The sequence below is a fragment of the Actinomadura formosensis NBRC 14204 genome (assembly GCF_001552155.1).
GTDB classification, from domain to species: domain Bacteria; phylum Actinomycetota; class Actinomycetes; order Streptosporangiales; family Streptosporangiaceae; genus Spirillospora; species Spirillospora formosensis.
Genome location: NZ_BCQQ01000025.1, coordinates 50604 through 64738, shown reverse-complemented (window position 1 = coordinate 64738; position 14135 = coordinate 50604). Strand labels below are relative to the sequence as shown.

The 14135-nt window shown below is 73.3% G+C and carries 15 protein-coding genes and 1 riboswitch; of the genes, 4 read left to right on the top strand and 11 right to left on the bottom strand.

What is annotated here, in order from left to right:
• The 4 genes from AF1_RS09365 to AF1_RS09350 all read left to right on the top strand — a co-directional run.
• Nucleotides 1–1153 (top strand): FdrA family protein (locus AF1_RS09365; RefSeq protein WP_067795161.1); only part of this gene is annotated, 1153 nt, incomplete at its 5' end.
• Nucleotides 1150–2556, top strand: a complete 1407-nt coding sequence (locus AF1_RS09360; protein ID WP_067795158.1) for a YlbE family protein — start codon at nt 1150–1152, stop codon at nt 2554–2556. The genes AF1_RS09365 and AF1_RS09360, both read left to right, overlap by 4 nt.
• A 29-nt stretch (nt 2557–2585) precedes the next feature.
• Complete coding sequence (locus tag AF1_RS09355; RefSeq protein ID WP_067795197.1) at nt 2586–3494, top strand: aldose 1-epimerase family protein; 909 nt, start codon at nt 2586–2588, stop codon at nt 3492–3494.
• Nucleotides 3495–3549: 55 nt separating this feature from the next.
• Nucleotides 3550–4770 carry a DUF6986 family protein gene (locus AF1_RS09350; protein ID WP_067795155.1) on the top strand — a complete coding sequence of 407 codons (1221 nt, stop codon included), beginning with the start codon at nt 3550–3552 and terminating at the stop codon, nt 4768–4770.
• 13 nt (nt 4771–4783) lie between these two features.
• Here the strand turns inward: AF1_RS09350 and AF1_RS09345 are convergent, their stop codons facing one another.
• From AF1_RS09345 to AF1_RS09295, 11 genes are all read right to left on the bottom strand, one after another.
• Nucleotides 4784–5377 (bottom strand): nucleotidyltransferase family protein, encoded by a 594-nt coding sequence (locus AF1_RS09345; RefSeq protein WP_067795152.1) that lies wholly within the window; start codon nt 5375–5377, stop codon nt 4784–4786.
• 18 nt (nt 5378–5395) lie between these two features.
• On the bottom strand, nt 5396–6520 hold the full coding sequence (locus AF1_RS09340; RefSeq protein WP_067795150.1) for an XdhC family protein: 1125 nt from the start codon (nt 6518–6520) through the stop codon (nt 5396–5398).
• Nucleotides 6513–7667, bottom strand: a complete 1155-nt coding sequence (locus tag AF1_RS09335; protein WP_242608792.1) for a vWA domain-containing protein — start codon at nt 7665–7667, stop codon at nt 6513–6515. The genes AF1_RS09340 and AF1_RS09335 overlap by 8 nt, the downstream gene beginning before the upstream one ends.
• 3 nt (nt 7668–7670) lie before the next feature.
• Complete coding sequence (locus AF1_RS09330) at nt 7671–8567, bottom strand: AAA family ATPase (RefSeq protein ID WP_242608791.1); 897 nt, start codon at nt 8565–8567, stop codon at nt 7671–7673.
• Between the two features lie 221 nt (nt 8568–8788).
• Nucleotides 8789–9370 (bottom strand): Uma2 family endonuclease, encoded by a 582-nt coding sequence (locus tag AF1_RS09325; protein ID WP_067795147.1) that lies wholly within the window; start codon nt 9368–9370, stop codon nt 8789–8791.
• Between the two features lie 101 nt (nt 9371–9471).
• Nucleotides 9472–9918, bottom strand: coding sequence for a PH domain-containing protein (locus AF1_RS09320; protein WP_242608790.1), 447 nt, complete (start codon nt 9916–9918; stop codon nt 9472–9474).
• Entirely contained in the window at nt 9911–10786 is an 876-nt protein-coding gene (hisG, locus tag AF1_RS09315) for an ATP phosphoribosyltransferase (protein WP_067795140.1), read from the bottom strand. Before hisG ends, AF1_RS09320 begins: the two co-directional genes overlap by 8 nt.
• Before the next feature lie 93 nt (nt 10787–10879).
• Nucleotides 10880–11386, bottom strand: coding sequence for a 6,7-dimethyl-8-ribityllumazine synthase (gene ribH, locus AF1_RS09310; protein ID WP_067795136.1), 507 nt, complete (start codon nt 11384–11386; stop codon nt 10880–10882).
• On the bottom strand, nt 11383–12609 hold the full coding sequence (locus AF1_RS09305; protein WP_067795133.1) for a bifunctional 3,4-dihydroxy-2-butanone-4-phosphate synthase/GTP cyclohydrolase II: 1227 nt from the start codon (nt 12607–12609) through the stop codon (nt 11383–11385). The genes ribH and AF1_RS09305 overlap by 4 nt, the downstream gene beginning before the upstream one ends.
• Nucleotides 12606–13247 (bottom strand): nicotinamide riboside transporter PnuC, encoded by a 642-nt coding sequence (gene pnuC, locus AF1_RS09300; protein WP_067795190.1) that lies wholly within the window; start codon nt 13245–13247, stop codon nt 12606–12608. The genes AF1_RS09305 and pnuC overlap by 4 nt, the downstream gene beginning before the upstream one ends.
• An 8-nt stretch (nt 13248–13255) precedes the next feature.
• Nucleotides 13256–13864, bottom strand: coding sequence for a riboflavin synthase (locus AF1_RS09295; RefSeq protein WP_067795130.1), 609 nt, complete (start codon nt 13862–13864; stop codon nt 13256–13258).
• A gap of 71 nt (nt 13865–13935) precedes the next feature.
• Nucleotides 13936–14066: riboswitch (FMN riboswitch) on the bottom strand.
• Between the last annotated feature and the right edge of the window lie 69 nt (nt 14067–14135).

Sequence of the window (14135 nt, the reverse complement as noted above, 5' to 3'; positions counted from 1 at the left end):
GGCGCCGCCGCGCACGACCGGGTCGGCGGCGGCCGGCGCGGACGCGACGGTCGCGCTGCTGTCGGTGCCGGGCCCGCACGTGTTCCCCGAGGCGATGGACGCGCTGGACGCCGGCCTCAACGTGATGATCTTCAGTGACAACGTGCCGCTCGCCCAGGAGATCGCGCTGAAGGAGGCGGCGGCGCGGCGCGGGCTGATCGTGATGGGCCCGGACTGCGGGACGGCGGTGATCGGCGGCGCGGGCCTCGGGTTCGCGAACGCGGTCCGTCCGGGGCCCGTCGGCGTCGTGGCGGCGTCCGGGACGGGCGCGCAGCAGCTGATGTGCCTGCTGGACGCGGCCGGCACCGGGGTGAGCCATGTGCTGGGCGTCGGCGGCCGGGACCTGTCGCCGCAGGTGAGCGGCCGGTCGGCGCTGTCCGCGCTCGCGGCGCTGGACGCCGACCCCGGCACGGAGCTGATCGTGCTGGTGTCCAAGCCGCCCGCGCCGCAGGTGCTGGACCTGATCCGGGAGGCGGCGCGGCGGCTGGACACGCCGGTGGTGTTCGCGCTGCCGGCGGCCGGTGAGGACGACCTGACACAGGCCGCGGAGAAGGTGCTGACGGCGCTCGGGCGGACCGTCCCGCGGTGGCCGCGGTGGACGGCGCCGCGGCGGACGGCCCCGGCGGCCGGGCACGCGGCGGAAGGGCGGGCGCTGCGCGGGCTGTTCGCGGGCGGCACGCTGCGCGACGAGGCCGAGATGATCGCCCGGGGCGCGCTCGGCTGGGATCTGGAGGCGCGCGGCCACCGGTTCACCGACTTCGGCGACGACGCCTACACGCGGGGCCGCGCCCATCCGATGATCGATCCGACGCTGCGGCTGGACGCGCTGCGGGCCGAAGCCGCCGATCCCGGCTGCGGCGTCCTGCTCCTGGACGTGGTGCTCGGTCACGGCGCCGAGCCGGACCCGGCCGCCTCGCTCGCCCCGGCCGTCGCCGCGGCGGTGCGGGACCGTCCCGACCTGGCGGTCGTCGTGTCGCTGTGCGGGACGCCGGCCGACCCGCAGGGCCGCGACCGGCAGGCCACGGCGCTGTGCGAGGCGGGCGCCGACGTGTTCGCCTCCAACGCCCAGGCGACCCGGCACGCCCTGCGGCTGGTGGAAGGGGTTTCGGCATGACCGATCAGCGGCTCGGCGGGCTGCTGTCCCGCGAGCCCCGGGTCGTCGCCGCCGGCGTGGAGGTGCTGGCCGAGGCGCTCGCGGACCAGGCCGTCCCGGTGCGGACGGTCGACTGGCGGCCCCCGCCGGCCGGGACGGAGGCGGCGCTCGCCGCGGTGCTCGGCGCCCCCGGGCACGCCGAGGCCAACGCCCGCGCCGTGCGGCGCATGCTCACGGCCCGTCCGCACCTGGTGGACGTGCGCCCGGCCCGCGAGGTCCTCGGCCTGGACCCCGGCACGTTCCTGCACGCGGGCCCGCCGCTGGAGTGGGAGCGGGCGTCCGGCCCGATGCGGGGCGCGCTCATCGGCGCGATGCTCCTCGAAGGGCTCGCCGAGACCCCGCTCGGCGCCCGGCACGCGCTGGAACGCGGGACCGTCACGCTCGAACCGTGCCACCACCACGCCACGGTCGGGCCGATGGCGGGCGTCGTCAGCCCGTCCATGTGGATGTTCGTGGTCGAGGACGCCGAGCACGGCGGCACCTCGTACTGCTCCCTCAACGAGGGGCTCGGGAAGGTGCTGCGGTACGGGGCGTACGGGCCGGCGGTGATCGAGCGGCTGACCTGGATGGGGGAGGTCCTCGGCCCCGCGCTGCGGGCGGCCGTGCGGCGGCACGGGCCGCTCGACCTGATGTCGGTCATCGCGCAGGCGCTCCAGATGGGCGACGAGCTGCACAACCGGAACCGGGCGGCGACGTCGCTGCTGCTGCGCGAGCTCGCACCCGACCTCGCCGCCGCCGAGGACGTGCCCCGCGGCAGGGCGGCGGAGGCGCTGCGGTTCGCCGCGGGCAACGACCACTTCTTCCTGAACGCGGGGATGGCGGCGGCGAAGGCGTGCGCGGACGCGGCCCGGGACGTGCCGGGGTCCAGCCTGGTCGTGGCCATGGCCCGCAACGGCACCGACTTCGGCATCCAGGTGTCGGGCACGGGCGACCGCTGGTTCACCGGCCCCGCCGGCGTCCCCGACGGCCTCTACCTCGGCGGCTACGGCCCGGACGACGCCAACCCCGACATCGGCGACTCGGCGATCACCGAGACGGCCGGGGTGGGCGGGTTCGCGCTCGCCGCCGCGCCCGCGATCGTCCGGTTCGTCGGCGGCGAGGTCCCGGACGCGGTCGCCGCCACCCAGCGCATGTACGAGATCACGCTGGCCGAGCATCCGGGGCTGCAGATCCCGCTGCTGTCGTTCCGGGGCACGCCCGCCGGCATCGATGTCACGCGTGTCGTCCGCACCGGCATCCTGCCCGTCATCGACACCGGCATCGCGGGACGCGAGGCGGGCACCGGGCAGGTCGGCGCGGGGCTCGTCGAACCGCCGCCGAACGTGTTCAGCGACGCCCTGCACGCCCTCGCGGAGATCGCATAGCGGTGGCCGCGGAGGGTACCGTGCCGCCCATGAGCGAGCCGGTCACCGGAGAGCAGTACGCCCTCGCCGCCGGGCCGTACCAGGCGGTCGTCACCGAGTCGGGCGCGAGCCTGCGCGAGCTGACCTGCGGGGGCCGCCCGCTGGTGCTGCCGCACGGCGTGGACGAGCCGGCCCCCGCCGCGTCCGGGCAGCTGCTGATCCCGTGGCCGAACCGCATCGACCGCGGGCGCTACTCCCACGGCGCCGCCGAGCATCAGCTCGACGTGTCCGAGCCCGCCCGCGACTGCGCGATCCACGGGCTGGTCCGCTGGGCGTCCTGGCAGGTCGCCGAGCACGAGCCGGACCGGGTGCGGCTGACCCACCGTCTCCTCGCGACGGCCGGCTACCCGTTCCGCCTCGACCTGGAGGCCGAATACTCCCTGGACGCCTCCGGCGGGCTCCGCGTGCGGATGTCCGCCCGCAACGCGGGGACGGTGACCGCCCCGTACGGCCACGGCGCCCACCCCTACCTGACGCTCGGCGAGCCCATCGACGCCTGCACGGTCACGCTGGGCGCCGACCGGTACCTCCCGGTGGACGACCGGATGATCCCGTCCGGGCCGTCCGAGGACGTCACCGGCACCGGGTACGACCTGCGCGAAGGCCCGGTGCTCGGCGGCCGGCGGATCGACAACGCGTTCGCCGGGCTGAACCGCGACGGTGACGGCCGCGCTTGGGCGGTCCTCTCCGGTGGCGGCCGGACGGTCCGGCTCTGGGCCGACGAGTCGCACCCGTGGATGGAGATCTACACCGCCGACGACACCCCGAAGCCGCGCGAGGGTCTCGGTGTGGAGCCCATGACGTGCCCGCCGAACGCGTTCGCGTCCGGTGAAGGCGTCGTGCACCTGGAGCCGGGCGCCGGGTTCCACGGCACCTGGGGCATCGTCGCCGGCGCCTGATCCGATCCGGCGCGACCGGTTCCCCGGCGGGCGGCGTTTGGGGGATCATGGCGGGGTGAATCTCAGTGTGCCCTCGCTTGAGGATCTGTCCGCGCGCATCGCCGCCGCCCGTGACGCGCACGGCGAGCGCTTCCCCGGCGGCGCGGAGGGGCGGCAGCCGGTGCACACCGTCTACGTGCCGGCCGACCGGTTCTCCCGCTCGACGCCCGCCGACTTCGGGGCCGAGGCACTGCGGCTGCTGAACACCCACACGCCGGGCGCCGGGTCGTTCGGCGCCGCGTTCGGGCTCGATCCCGAGCTGGCCGCCCCGGTCCGGGAGCGGGTCGCGGCGAAGCTCGCCGCCGAGCCGGTCGAGGACGTCAGGATCGACTTCGAGGACGGCTACGGCGTCCGCGAGGACGCCGAGGAGGACGCGCACGTCGAGCAGGTCGTCGAGGCCGTCGCCGCCGCCTACCAGATGAAGGGCCTCCCCCACTACTGGGGGCTGCGGGTCAAGTCGTTCACCGACGGCGGCCACGAGCGCGCGATGCGGACGCTGGACGGGTTCCTGACCGCGCTGCGCGACCGGCTGGGGCGGCTGCCCGGCGGGTTCACGATCACCTTCCCTAAGGTGGTGACGGGCGAGCACGTCCGGCTGTTCGTGGAGTTCCTGGAGCGGCTGGAGACCTCGCTCGGGCTGCCGCAGGGCATCCTGCGGTTCGAGATCCAGGTCGAGACGCCGCAGTCGCTCATCGACCACGAGGAGGAACGGGTCGGGCTCGGCCCGCTCGTGGCCGCGGCGAAGGGCCGGATCACCGCCGCCCACTTCGGCGTGTTCGACTACACCGCCGCGCTGGGGCTGCCCCCGCACGAGCAGCGGCTCGACCATCCGGCCTGCGACTTCGCCCGGCACCTGATGCAGGTGTCGCTCGCGGGCACCGGTGTGCGGCTGTCGGACGGCTCCACCAACCTCATCCCCCGCAACGACGGCCCCGACGAGGTGAACGCGACGTGGGCGGTGCACGCGGCACACGTCCGGCACTCGCTGGCGCACGGCTTCTACCAGGGCTGGGACCTGCACCCCGCGCATCTGCCGAGCCGGTACGCCGCCGTGTACGCGTTCCACCTGACGGGCGTCGACGACGTCATCGGGCGGGTCAGGGCGTGGCACGAGCAGGCGGCGGGCGACGCGGGCGGTGTCCTGGACGAGCCCGCCACGATCAAGGCGCTCACGTCCCGGCTCCGCCGCGCGGTCGACTGCGGCGCGCTGGACGAGAGCGTCCTGCCCGCGTCCTAGCCCTGCCGGGCCGTCACCGAGGCTCGTCGCGGGTGAAGGCGGCGAGGTCCTCGGGAGTGTCGATGTCGTCGGGCGCGGAGATGTCGTCGCAGGGGACGGGCGTGACCAGCTCGGGATGGGCGCGCAGGTAGCCGCGCGCACCCCGGTCACCGGCCGCGGCCTCGGCGGCGCCCGCGAAGTGCTCGGCGCCCAGCAGGACGGGGTTGCGCGGCGCGCCGCCGTAGGTGGCGACGGCGATCCCCGCGCCGTGCTCGTACGCGGCGATGAGGCGCTCCACCGCGGCGGGGGTGACGCGCGGCTGGTCCACGAGCGCGATCACCACCGCGGGGCAGGCCGGCGGCAGCGCGGCGAGCCCGGCGCGCAGCGAGGAGCCCATGCCGTCCCGCCAGTGCGGGTTGGGGACGACGACCGCGCCGATCACCTCGATCTGCGCCGCCCCCGCCACCACCAGGACCGGGGAGCAGCCGCCGTCCCGCAGCGTCCGCACTCCCCGGTCGACCAGGCGTTCGCCGCCCAGCTCCAGGGTCGCCTTGGGGCGTCCGAGCCTGCTGCCCTCCCCCGCGGCGAGCAGCAGGCCCGCCGGGGTCTCCGCACCGTGCACCGTCATCCCGCGAAAGTAGTGCGGTCAGGGCGTGTCGGCGTGGATCCGGCCGCTGGTGTCGGTGAGCGGCCGCCCCGAACCGCCCCAGCGGAGCTGGACGAGCTCCGCCGCGATCGACACCGCCGTCTCCTCCGGCGTCCGGGCACCGAGATCGAGACCGATCGGCGAGCGCAGCCGCCGGAGCTCCTCGTCGGACAGGCCCGCCTCCCGCAGCCGGGCGAGGCGGTCGTCGTGGGTACGGCGCGAGCCCATCGCGCCGACGTAGCCGGCGCCCGTGCGCAGCGCCACTTCAAGCAGCGGCACGTCGAACTTGGGATCGTGGGTGAGGACGCATATGGCGGTGCGCGCGTCGACGTCGGCGCGCGTCTCGTCCAGGAACTTGTGCGGCCACTTCACCACGACCTGGTCGGCCTCGGGGAACCGCTTCGGCGTCGCGAACACCGGCCGCGCGTCGCACACCGTCACGTGGTAGCCGAGGAACTTGCCGATCCGCGCGACCGCCGCCGCGAAGTCGATCGCGCCGAACACCAGCAGCCGGGGCGGCGGGGCGAACGAGTGGACGAAGACGGTCAGGTCGTCCAGCCGCCGCTCCCCCTCGGGCCCGTAGTGGCGCTGCCCGGTGAGGCCCTGCGCGAGCATGCCGCGCGCGTCGTCGTCCACGGCGGCGTCGAGGCGGGCGGCGTGCGGGGCGCCCGGGGCGAGCGAGCCGGAGGCGCGGCCGGTCCAGACGACGCGGCGGGCACCGATCCTGCCGGGGCCGGCGACGACGGTCGCGACGGCGACGGGTTCGTGCCTCCTGATCGCCTCCGCGACCTCGGTGAACTCGGGGAAGGTGTCCGGCCCGACCGGCTCCACCAGCACGTCCAGGATCCCGCCGCAGGTCAGGCCGACGCTGAACGCGTCGTCGTCGCTCACCCCGTACCGCTGGACGACCGGCTCGCCCGTCTCCAGCACCGACTGCGCCAGCTCGTAGACGGCGCCCTCCACGCAGCCGCCGGACACGCTGCCCGCCACCTCCCCGCCGGGCGACACCGCCATCGCCGCGCCCGGCGGGCGCGGCGCGCTGCGGAAGGTGTGCACGACGGTCGCGAGCCCGAACGTCTGCCCGGAGGCGTACCAACCGGCGATGTCCTCCAGCACGTCACGCATGATCTGTTCCCTTTCCCGCTCCGGTCGCCGAGCCCGCTCTGGTCGCCGAGCCCGCTCCGGCCACCAGGCGCGCCAGCTCCTCCAGTGCCGCGAGGCTGTGCCCGGAGGTGAAGTCGTCCACATGCGGCAGTGCCGCCGCCATCCCGGCGGTCAGCGGCTCGTAACCGGGCCGCGCCTTGTGCGGGTTCGCCCACACGACCCGGTGCGCGAGCCGGTGCAGCCGCGCCATCTGCTCGCCGAGCAGCGTCGCGTCGCCGCGCTCCCAGCCGTCCGAGGCGATCACCACGATCGCGCCGCGGGCCAGGCCGCGCTGCCCGAACCGGTCGAGGAACTCCTTCAGCTCCGCGCCGAGCCGGGTGCCGCCGCTCCAGTCCGGGATCGCCGCGGACGCCGCCGCCATCGCCGCGTCCGGGTCGCGGTGCCGCAGCTCCCGGGTGAGGCGGGTGAGCCGCGTCCCGGCGCTGAAGACCTCCACGTCCCGCCCGCCGGACCGGGCGGCGGCGTGCGCGAACCGCAGCAGCGCGTCCGCGTACGGGCTCATCGACCCGCTGACGTCCACGATCAGCACCACGCGGCGCGGCCGGGTGCGGTGCGCGCGGCGCCGCAGCAGCGACGTCTCGCCGCCGCGCCGCAGCGTCTCCCGGATCGTCCGCGCCGGATCGAGCCGTCCGGCGGACGCGGGCGTGAACCGCCGCGACCGGCGCTGCTCCGCCCGCGCGTCCAGCACCGCGATCAGCCGCGCGACCTCGGCGCGCTCGGCGGCGCTCAGCCGCGCCACGTCCCGGTCGCGCAGCACCTCCACCTCGCTGGCGGTCGCCGACTTCAGCTCCCCGGCCTCCTCGTTCCCGGCCTGCGCGCCCGGATCGGGCAGCGTCATCCGGTGCACGACCACCGGCGGCGGCCTGCGTCCCGGCCGCGCCGTCGCACCGGAGAAGTACGCGGCGAAGCACCGGTCGTACCCGGGGATGTCGTCGGGGTCGGCGCACAGCGTCAGGCGTCCGGCCCAGTACACGTCGTTCGGGTCGAGCACGTCGAGGTGGTCGAGCGCCGCCAGCATCGCCTGCACCCGCTCGGGGTCGGCCGCGCCGCCCGCCGCGCGCACCGTCCTGGCGAACCCGACCATCGTCTCGGTGACGTCCCGCCGCACGGCTCAGCCCCCGTTGAGCAGGGCGTCTAGCCCGGCGGCGAGCACGCGCTGCTGGTCCTCGCGGTACTTCAGGACGGCGCCGAGCGTCACCGCCGCCGTCCCGGGATCCAGCTCGCGGACGCCGAGGGCGACGAGCGCCTCGGTCCAGTCCAGCGTCTCGGCGACGCCGGGCGGTTTCAGCAGGTCGGTCTCCCGCATCCGCTGCGCGGCACGGGCGACCTGCCCGGCGAGCCGCTCCGCCGCGTCCGGCAGCCGCCGCCTGATGATCGCGACCTCCCGGTCGAACGACGGATGCTCCAGCCAGTGGTACAGGCAGCGCCGCTTGAGCGCGTCGTGGACCTCCCGCGTCCGGTTGGAGGTGACCACGACGACCGGCGGGCGCTCGGCCCGGATCGTGCCCAGCTCGGGGACCGTGATCGTGAAGTCGCTGAGCACCTCCAGCAGGAACGCCTCGAACTCGTCGTCGGCACGGTCCAGTTCGTCGACGAGAAGGACGCTCGGCGAGGTCTCCAGTGCCTGCAGCAGCGGCCGGGCCAGCAGGAACCGCCGGTCGTACAGCTCCCCCTCCAGCCGCGAGATGTCGCTGACGCCCGCGGCCTCGGCGGCGCGCAGGTGCAGAAGCTGACGCGGGAAGTCCCAGTCGTACAGCGCCTGGGAGGCGTCCAGCCCCTCGTAACACTGCAGCCGGATCAGCGGTGCGCCGAGCCCCCGCGCGAGCGTCTTGGCCAGCTCGGTCTTCCCGACCCCGGCCTCCCCCTCCAGGAACAGCGGCCTGCCCATCCGCAGCGCGAGAAAGCACGCCGTCGCGAGCCCCTCGTCGCACAGATAGGCGTGCCGATCGAGCAGCTCCGCCAGCTCCGCAGGTGATCCGACCTGGTCCGTGGCCACCGTGTCTCCCACGGCTCCGAGGCTACTCGGCAAGAGACGAGTCTCACACGCCCCGCCCCCTTGCATCTCCCGCCCCGCACCGGCGGGGGGACGGCCAAGGCCGGGAACCACACCCCGCAGCGACCGCCGACCCAGTGCGAGGTGCGCGAAGTGCGATGGGCTCACGCGGCATGAACCCCGAGACCGCGCCCTAGGGAGGCTGGGATCTCACTCACCACCGCCGAACCGTGGGCTCAGTAGTTGGAGACTCTCGTGAGGTCGATCTCGATGTCGAACGGCACCGTCAGCTTGAGCTGGTCGTGATAGATGCCGGTCGGGACGTACACCCCGGTGGCCGGATCGAGCTCATAGACGTACACGACCGTACGGCTTTCGACCTCTTCAACCCGCCAGAAATGCTTGATCCCGGCGGCGGCGTACTTGCGCGGCTTGGTTTCCCGGTCCCGGTCCACCGATTCCGGGGAGACCGCCTCGACCACGAGGACCAGGTCCTCCGGAAAGTAGTGGGTGGACGGCTCGTCCCGCTCGTACGCCTCGGCCGTCACGACGAACACGTCCGGTTCCGGGACCTGCCGGTCGGCGAGTCTGACCGCCATCTCGCGCTCGGCCCGCAACGTTTCCGGCGCCTGCCGCTTGAGTTCGTCCTTGAGCAGGTCGACCACTCTGCGGTGCCACTTGCGTTGCGGGCTCACGAAGACCAGGCTCCCGTCGATCAGCTCCGTGTGCCGGGGCAGATCACGCATGCGGAGGAAGTCGTCGGCGGTGAAGCCGCCCGGCGGGGGGATCACCCAGTCTGGCAGCGATGCAGCGTCCATGCGGCCACTTTCTGCGATTGCCTCAACACTCTGAGCGGTCATGCACACACCTTCGCACACGACCGCGCTCCCGGTCCTGGCAACAGCCTAGAACAGAGCCGTCAGAGACGGTCGGGGGTTTCGCCCCGGGCGTGGAGGAGTGCCTGGAGTTCGGCCAGCTGGCGGGCGGCCAGGGTCTTCTCCGTGCCGTTGATGCCCATGGCGCCGATCGAGGTGCCGTCCGCCAGGTCGAGGGTGGGCCACGGGTCGCCGACGGTCATGGCGACGTCCAGGATCTCGGGCCATTCGAGGCGGCGCGTGCTGAAGGCGTTGACGACCGTGACGCCGGCGTCGTCGGCGGCGACGCGGCAGCGGGCGAGCATGTGCAGGATCCAGGAGACGACCGCGCCGAAGCCGACCATCAGCAGGCGGTCGGACAGCTTGTACTGCTCCGGCACCACCACGGCGAGCGCGATCAGGCCGAGCATGATCACACCCGCCGTGGTGTAGGCGACGATCCGGGTGGTGCGGGGACGCCACACGGCCGGCAGCGCCGGTGTCTCAGTCAACGATCTTCGCGATGGGGATTTCGAGGATGTCGTGGGCGCCGGCCGCCTTCAGCGCCGGGATCAGCGTGTTGACGCCGCGCTTGGCGACCACCGATTCCACGGCGTTCGACGCGCCGCCGGCGAGCGAGGTGACCGTCGGGGACGCCATCGCGGGCATGATGTCCAGGACGTTCTGCAGGTCGGCCTGCGCGACGTTCAGCTTCAGCAGCACCTTGCCGCGCGCCCGGATCACGCCCTGCAGGAGCAGGGCGATGTCCTCCATCGCGGCGCGCTTCTCCGCGTCCTCGTAGGCCTCGCGGTTGGCGACCAGCTCGGTGTAGCTGGTCAGGAGCGTGTCGAGGATGCGCAGGCCGTTCTTGCGCAGGGACGAGCCGGTCTCGGTGAGGTCGACGATCGCGTCCACGATGTCGGGCACCTTCGCCTCGGTCGCGCCGTAGGACGGGACGACCTTCGCCTTCACGCCGTGCTTGTCGAGGAACCGCTTGGTCATCGCCGGGAACTCGGTGGAGATCCGGACGCCCTCCGGCAGATCGGACACCGACCGCCACGGTGCGCCGTCCGGCACCGCCATGATCACGCGCACCGGGTTGGACGTCGCCTTGGAGTACTTCAGCTCGCCGAGGCTGACGACGTCGGCGTCGGTCTCGGTGATCCAGTCGCGGCCGGTGATGCCGAGGTCGAACAGCCCCTGCTCCAGATAGGTCGGGATCTCCTGCGGGCGCAGGACCCGGACCCGGTCGATGCGGGGGTCGTCGATGGAGGCGCGGTAGTCGCGGTCCGACGTCCGCTGGACGGTGAGGTCGGCGGCGTCGAACAGCTGCATGGTCGCCTTCTCCAGCGACCCCTTGGGCAGGACGAGTGACAGCACGGAATTGCCTTTCGGTGAGGATGCGTACGGGATACCGGGGACGTTCAGGAGCCCTGGTTCGCGAGCCGTTCGGGGACGAAACCCCCGTACCCGCTACCGATGCTCCAGGCCATGCCCGGCGTGACCGTGATGCCGCAGACCTCGCAGGGTCAGTGCCGTGTCGAGTGCGGCCACGGTCGCCTCCCATCCCTTGTCCTCGGAGCTGCCCGGCAGCCCGCTGCGTTCCATCGCCTGCTCAATGGTGTCACACGTGAGGACCCCGTTGCCCACCGGAGTCGACGCGTCGAGCGCGACACGGGTCACACCGGCGGTCACCGAGTCGCAGACGTAGTCGAAATGGGCGGTGGCGCCCCGGACGACCGCGCCGAGGCAGACGACGGCGTCGAGGTCGCGGGCCATCTGCTGGGCGACGACGGGCAGTTCGAGCGCGCCGGCGACGCGCGCGACGACGGGCTCGTCGACGCCGCACGCCTTCGCCGCGGCGAGCGCGCGTTCCAGGAGCCGGTCGGTGATCGGCTCGTGCCAGCGGGTGCAGACGATGCCGAGTGTGAGCCCGGCCGCGTCGACGGCGGTGTCCTCCGGGCGTCCCGCGCCGCTCATGAGAGTCCCTCGATCTGGTGTCCGAGACGGTCGCGCTTGACCGTCAGGTAGCGCCGGTTGTGCTCGGTGACGATGACGGGCATGGACTCGCGTCCGCGCACCTCCACGCCGAACCCGTCCAGGCCCTTCAGCTTGGCGGGGTTGTTGGTGAGCACCCTCACCGAGCGTACGCCGAGGTCACGCAGCATATGTGCCGCGTTGGAGTACTCGCGCGCGTCGGCGGGGAGCCCCAACTCCAGGTTGGCGTCGACGGTGTCGGACCCGTTGTCCTGGAGCGCGTACGCCTGCAGCTTGGCGAGCAGGCCGATGCCGCGTCCCTCGTGCCCGCGCAGGTAGAGGACGATGCCGCGCCCCTCCTGCGAGATGCGTTCCATGGCGGCGTCCAACTGCGTCCCGCAGTCGCAGCGTTCGGAATGCAGGACGTCGCCGGTGAGGCACTCCGAATGCGCCCGGATCAGGACGTCCTCGCCGTCGCCGAGGTCGCCCAGCACCAGGGCGAGGTGCTCGCCTCCGTCGATGGCGCTGGAGAAGCCGATGGCGCGCCATGTCCCGAACCGGTTGGGCAGACGGGTCTCGACCACGCGGGTGACCATCGTCTCGGTGCGCCGGCGGTACTCGACGAGCTGTTCGATGGAGATGAGCTTGAGCCCGTGCTCCTTCGCGAAGACCTGGAGTTCGGGCAGGCGCGCCATGGTGCCGTCGTCGTTCGCCACCTCGCAGACGACGCCGGCGGGCGGGAGGCCGGCGAGCCGCGCGAGGTCCACGCCCGCCTCGGTGTGGCCGCGGCGGCGCAGCACGCCGCCCTCGTGGTAGCGCAGCGGGAAGACGTGGCCGGGACGGGTCAGGTCGCCCGGCTCCGCCGCGGGGTCGCACAGCATCCGGATCGTCCTGGCGCGGTCGGCCGCGGAGATGCCGGTCGTCACGCCGGTGCGGGCGTCCACGCTGACCGTGTACGCGGTCCGCATCCGCTCGTCGTTCTGCGCCGTCATCAGCGGGATCTGCAGCCGGTCCAGGTCGGCGCCCTCCATCGGGACGCAGATCACGCCGCTGGTGTAGCGGATCGTGAACGCCAGCAGCTCGGGCGTCGCCTTCGCCGCGGCGAAGATGATGTCGCCCTCGTTCTCGCGGTCCTCGTCGTCGACGACCACGACGGGCCGTCCCGCCGCGATCTCGGCGATCGCCGATTCGACGGAGTCGAAGATCCCTGTGTCGTTGCCGCTCATGCGGTCACCGCCTTCTGCCTGGGAGTGTGCAGGCCCCGGGACTCCCGGAGCCAGTTCCTGAACCCGACCATCACCATCACGAAGAAGATCCCGTAGACCGCGCCGGAGACGTACAGCCCGGACTTGAGCGCCAGCGGCACCCCGACCAGGTCCACGAGCACCCACACGATCCAGAAGTCGACCAGCGCGCGGCTCTGCGCGAACGTCGCGACGGCGCTGCCGACGAAGATGTAGGCGTTCGCCCACGGCGACCAGGCGATCTTCAGCCAGTCGAGGTGCACGAACAGCTGCGCGACCACGGCCGTGCCGAGGACCAGCGCTCCGAGGAGCACGGCGCGTTCCACAGGGGTCGCCTGCCGGACGGCGAGACCGCCGGCCTCCCGCCGCCCGCGCGTCCACATGACCCACCCGTAGAGGGCGAGCCCGCAGAAGAGCACCTGCTTGAGGGCGTTCCCGGGGACGTGCGCGTGCAGGGACGCGGCGAGCAGCAGCAGAGCGCCGATGAGCTGCACCGGCCACGTCCAGAGGGTCTTGCGCATGGCGAGCCAGACGACGGCCAGCGAGAGCGCGTTCCCGACGAGGTCGGTCCAGAGGATGTGCTCGCCGAACACCCCGAACCCGGCGCCGAGCCAGCTCACGGGCCAGCTCACGGCGTGCTCCCCGCCGCACCGGTGCCCAGCATGCGTTCGACGTACTTGGCGACGACGTCCACTTCGAGGTTGACCGGGTCGCCCGGCTTCTTGTGGCCGAGCGTGGTGAGCGCGAGCGTCGTCGGGATGAGGGCGACGCTGAACCGGTCGGCGCCCGCCTCGACGACCGTCAGGCTGATCCCGTCGACGGTGATCGAGCCCTTGTTCACCAGGTAGCGGCTGAGGTCCGGGGGCAGGGACACCGTCACCACGTCCCACCGCTCCCCCGGCTCGCGGGAGATGATCGCACCGACGCCGTCCACATGGCCCTGGACGAGGTGCCCGCCGAGCCGGTCGGACAGCCGGACGGGACGTTCCAGGTTGACCTTGGCGCCCGGTTCCAGCGCGCCCAGGCTGGACTTGTCGAGGGTCTCCTTGATGGCGTCCGCGGTGAAGATCCCGTTCTCGACGTCCACCACGGTGAGGCAGACGCCGTTGACCGCGATCGACGCGCCGTGGACGGCGTCCTCGGTGACGAGCGGCCCGCGGATCGCGAGCGTCACCGAATCCCCCTGGGACTCGATCGCCACGATCTCGCCGAGCTCCTCGACGATGCCGGTGAACATCTCCCGGGCCTCCTAGATCAGGGCTCCGGGGGACGTACGTGCGTCGGCGTACGCCCCTGGCCAGGGGCGTACCGCGCGCTGCCTCCCATCCGGACTTTCACCGTCGGTCCCGGAGTTCCACCGGGTCAACCGGCCGATGGCTTCGGCCGGGTCGCGGACTGTCACCGCCGGTTCGGAATTTCACCGACCCCGGAGCACGCGTTCATGCTTTGCCAACCAGTGTGCCACGTATTCCATTCCGCACCCCATGTGACCATCGCCACGGCCGGCC

What these genes read in the sequence shown, in the direction of transcription:
- AF1_RS09360 (WP_067795158.1), top strand. Translation starts at nt 1,150, where the DNA reads ATGACCGATCAGCGGCTCGGCGGGCTGCTGTCCCGCGAGCCCCGGGTC.
- AF1_RS09355 (WP_067795197.1), top strand. Translation starts at nt 2,586, where the DNA reads ATGAGCGAGCCGGTCACCGGAGAGCAGTACGCCCTCGCCGCCGGGCCG.
- AF1_RS09345 (WP_067795152.1), bottom strand. Translation starts at nt 5,377, where the DNA reads ATGACGGTGCACGGTGCGGAGACCCCGGCGGGCCTGCTGCTCGCCGCG.
- AF1_RS09340 (WP_067795150.1), bottom strand. Translation starts at nt 6,520, where the DNA reads ATGCGTGACGTGCTGGAGGACATCGCCGGTTGGTACGCCTCCGGGCAG.
- AF1_RS09325 (WP_067795147.1), bottom strand. Translation starts at nt 9,370, where the DNA reads ATGGACGCTGCATCGCTGCCAGACTGGGTGATCCCCCCGCCGGGCGGC.
- ribH (WP_067795136.1), bottom strand. Translation starts at nt 11,386, where the DNA reads ATGAGCGGCGCGGGACGCCCGGAGGACACCGCCGTCGACGCGGCCGGG.
- AF1_RS09305 (WP_067795133.1), bottom strand. Translation starts at nt 12,609, where the DNA reads ATGAGCGGCAACGACACAGGGATCTTCGACTCCGTCGAATCGGCGATC.
- AF1_RS09295 (WP_067795130.1), bottom strand. Translation starts at nt 13,864, where the DNA reads ATGTTCACCGGCATCGTCGAGGAGCTCGGCGAGATCGTGGCGATCGAG.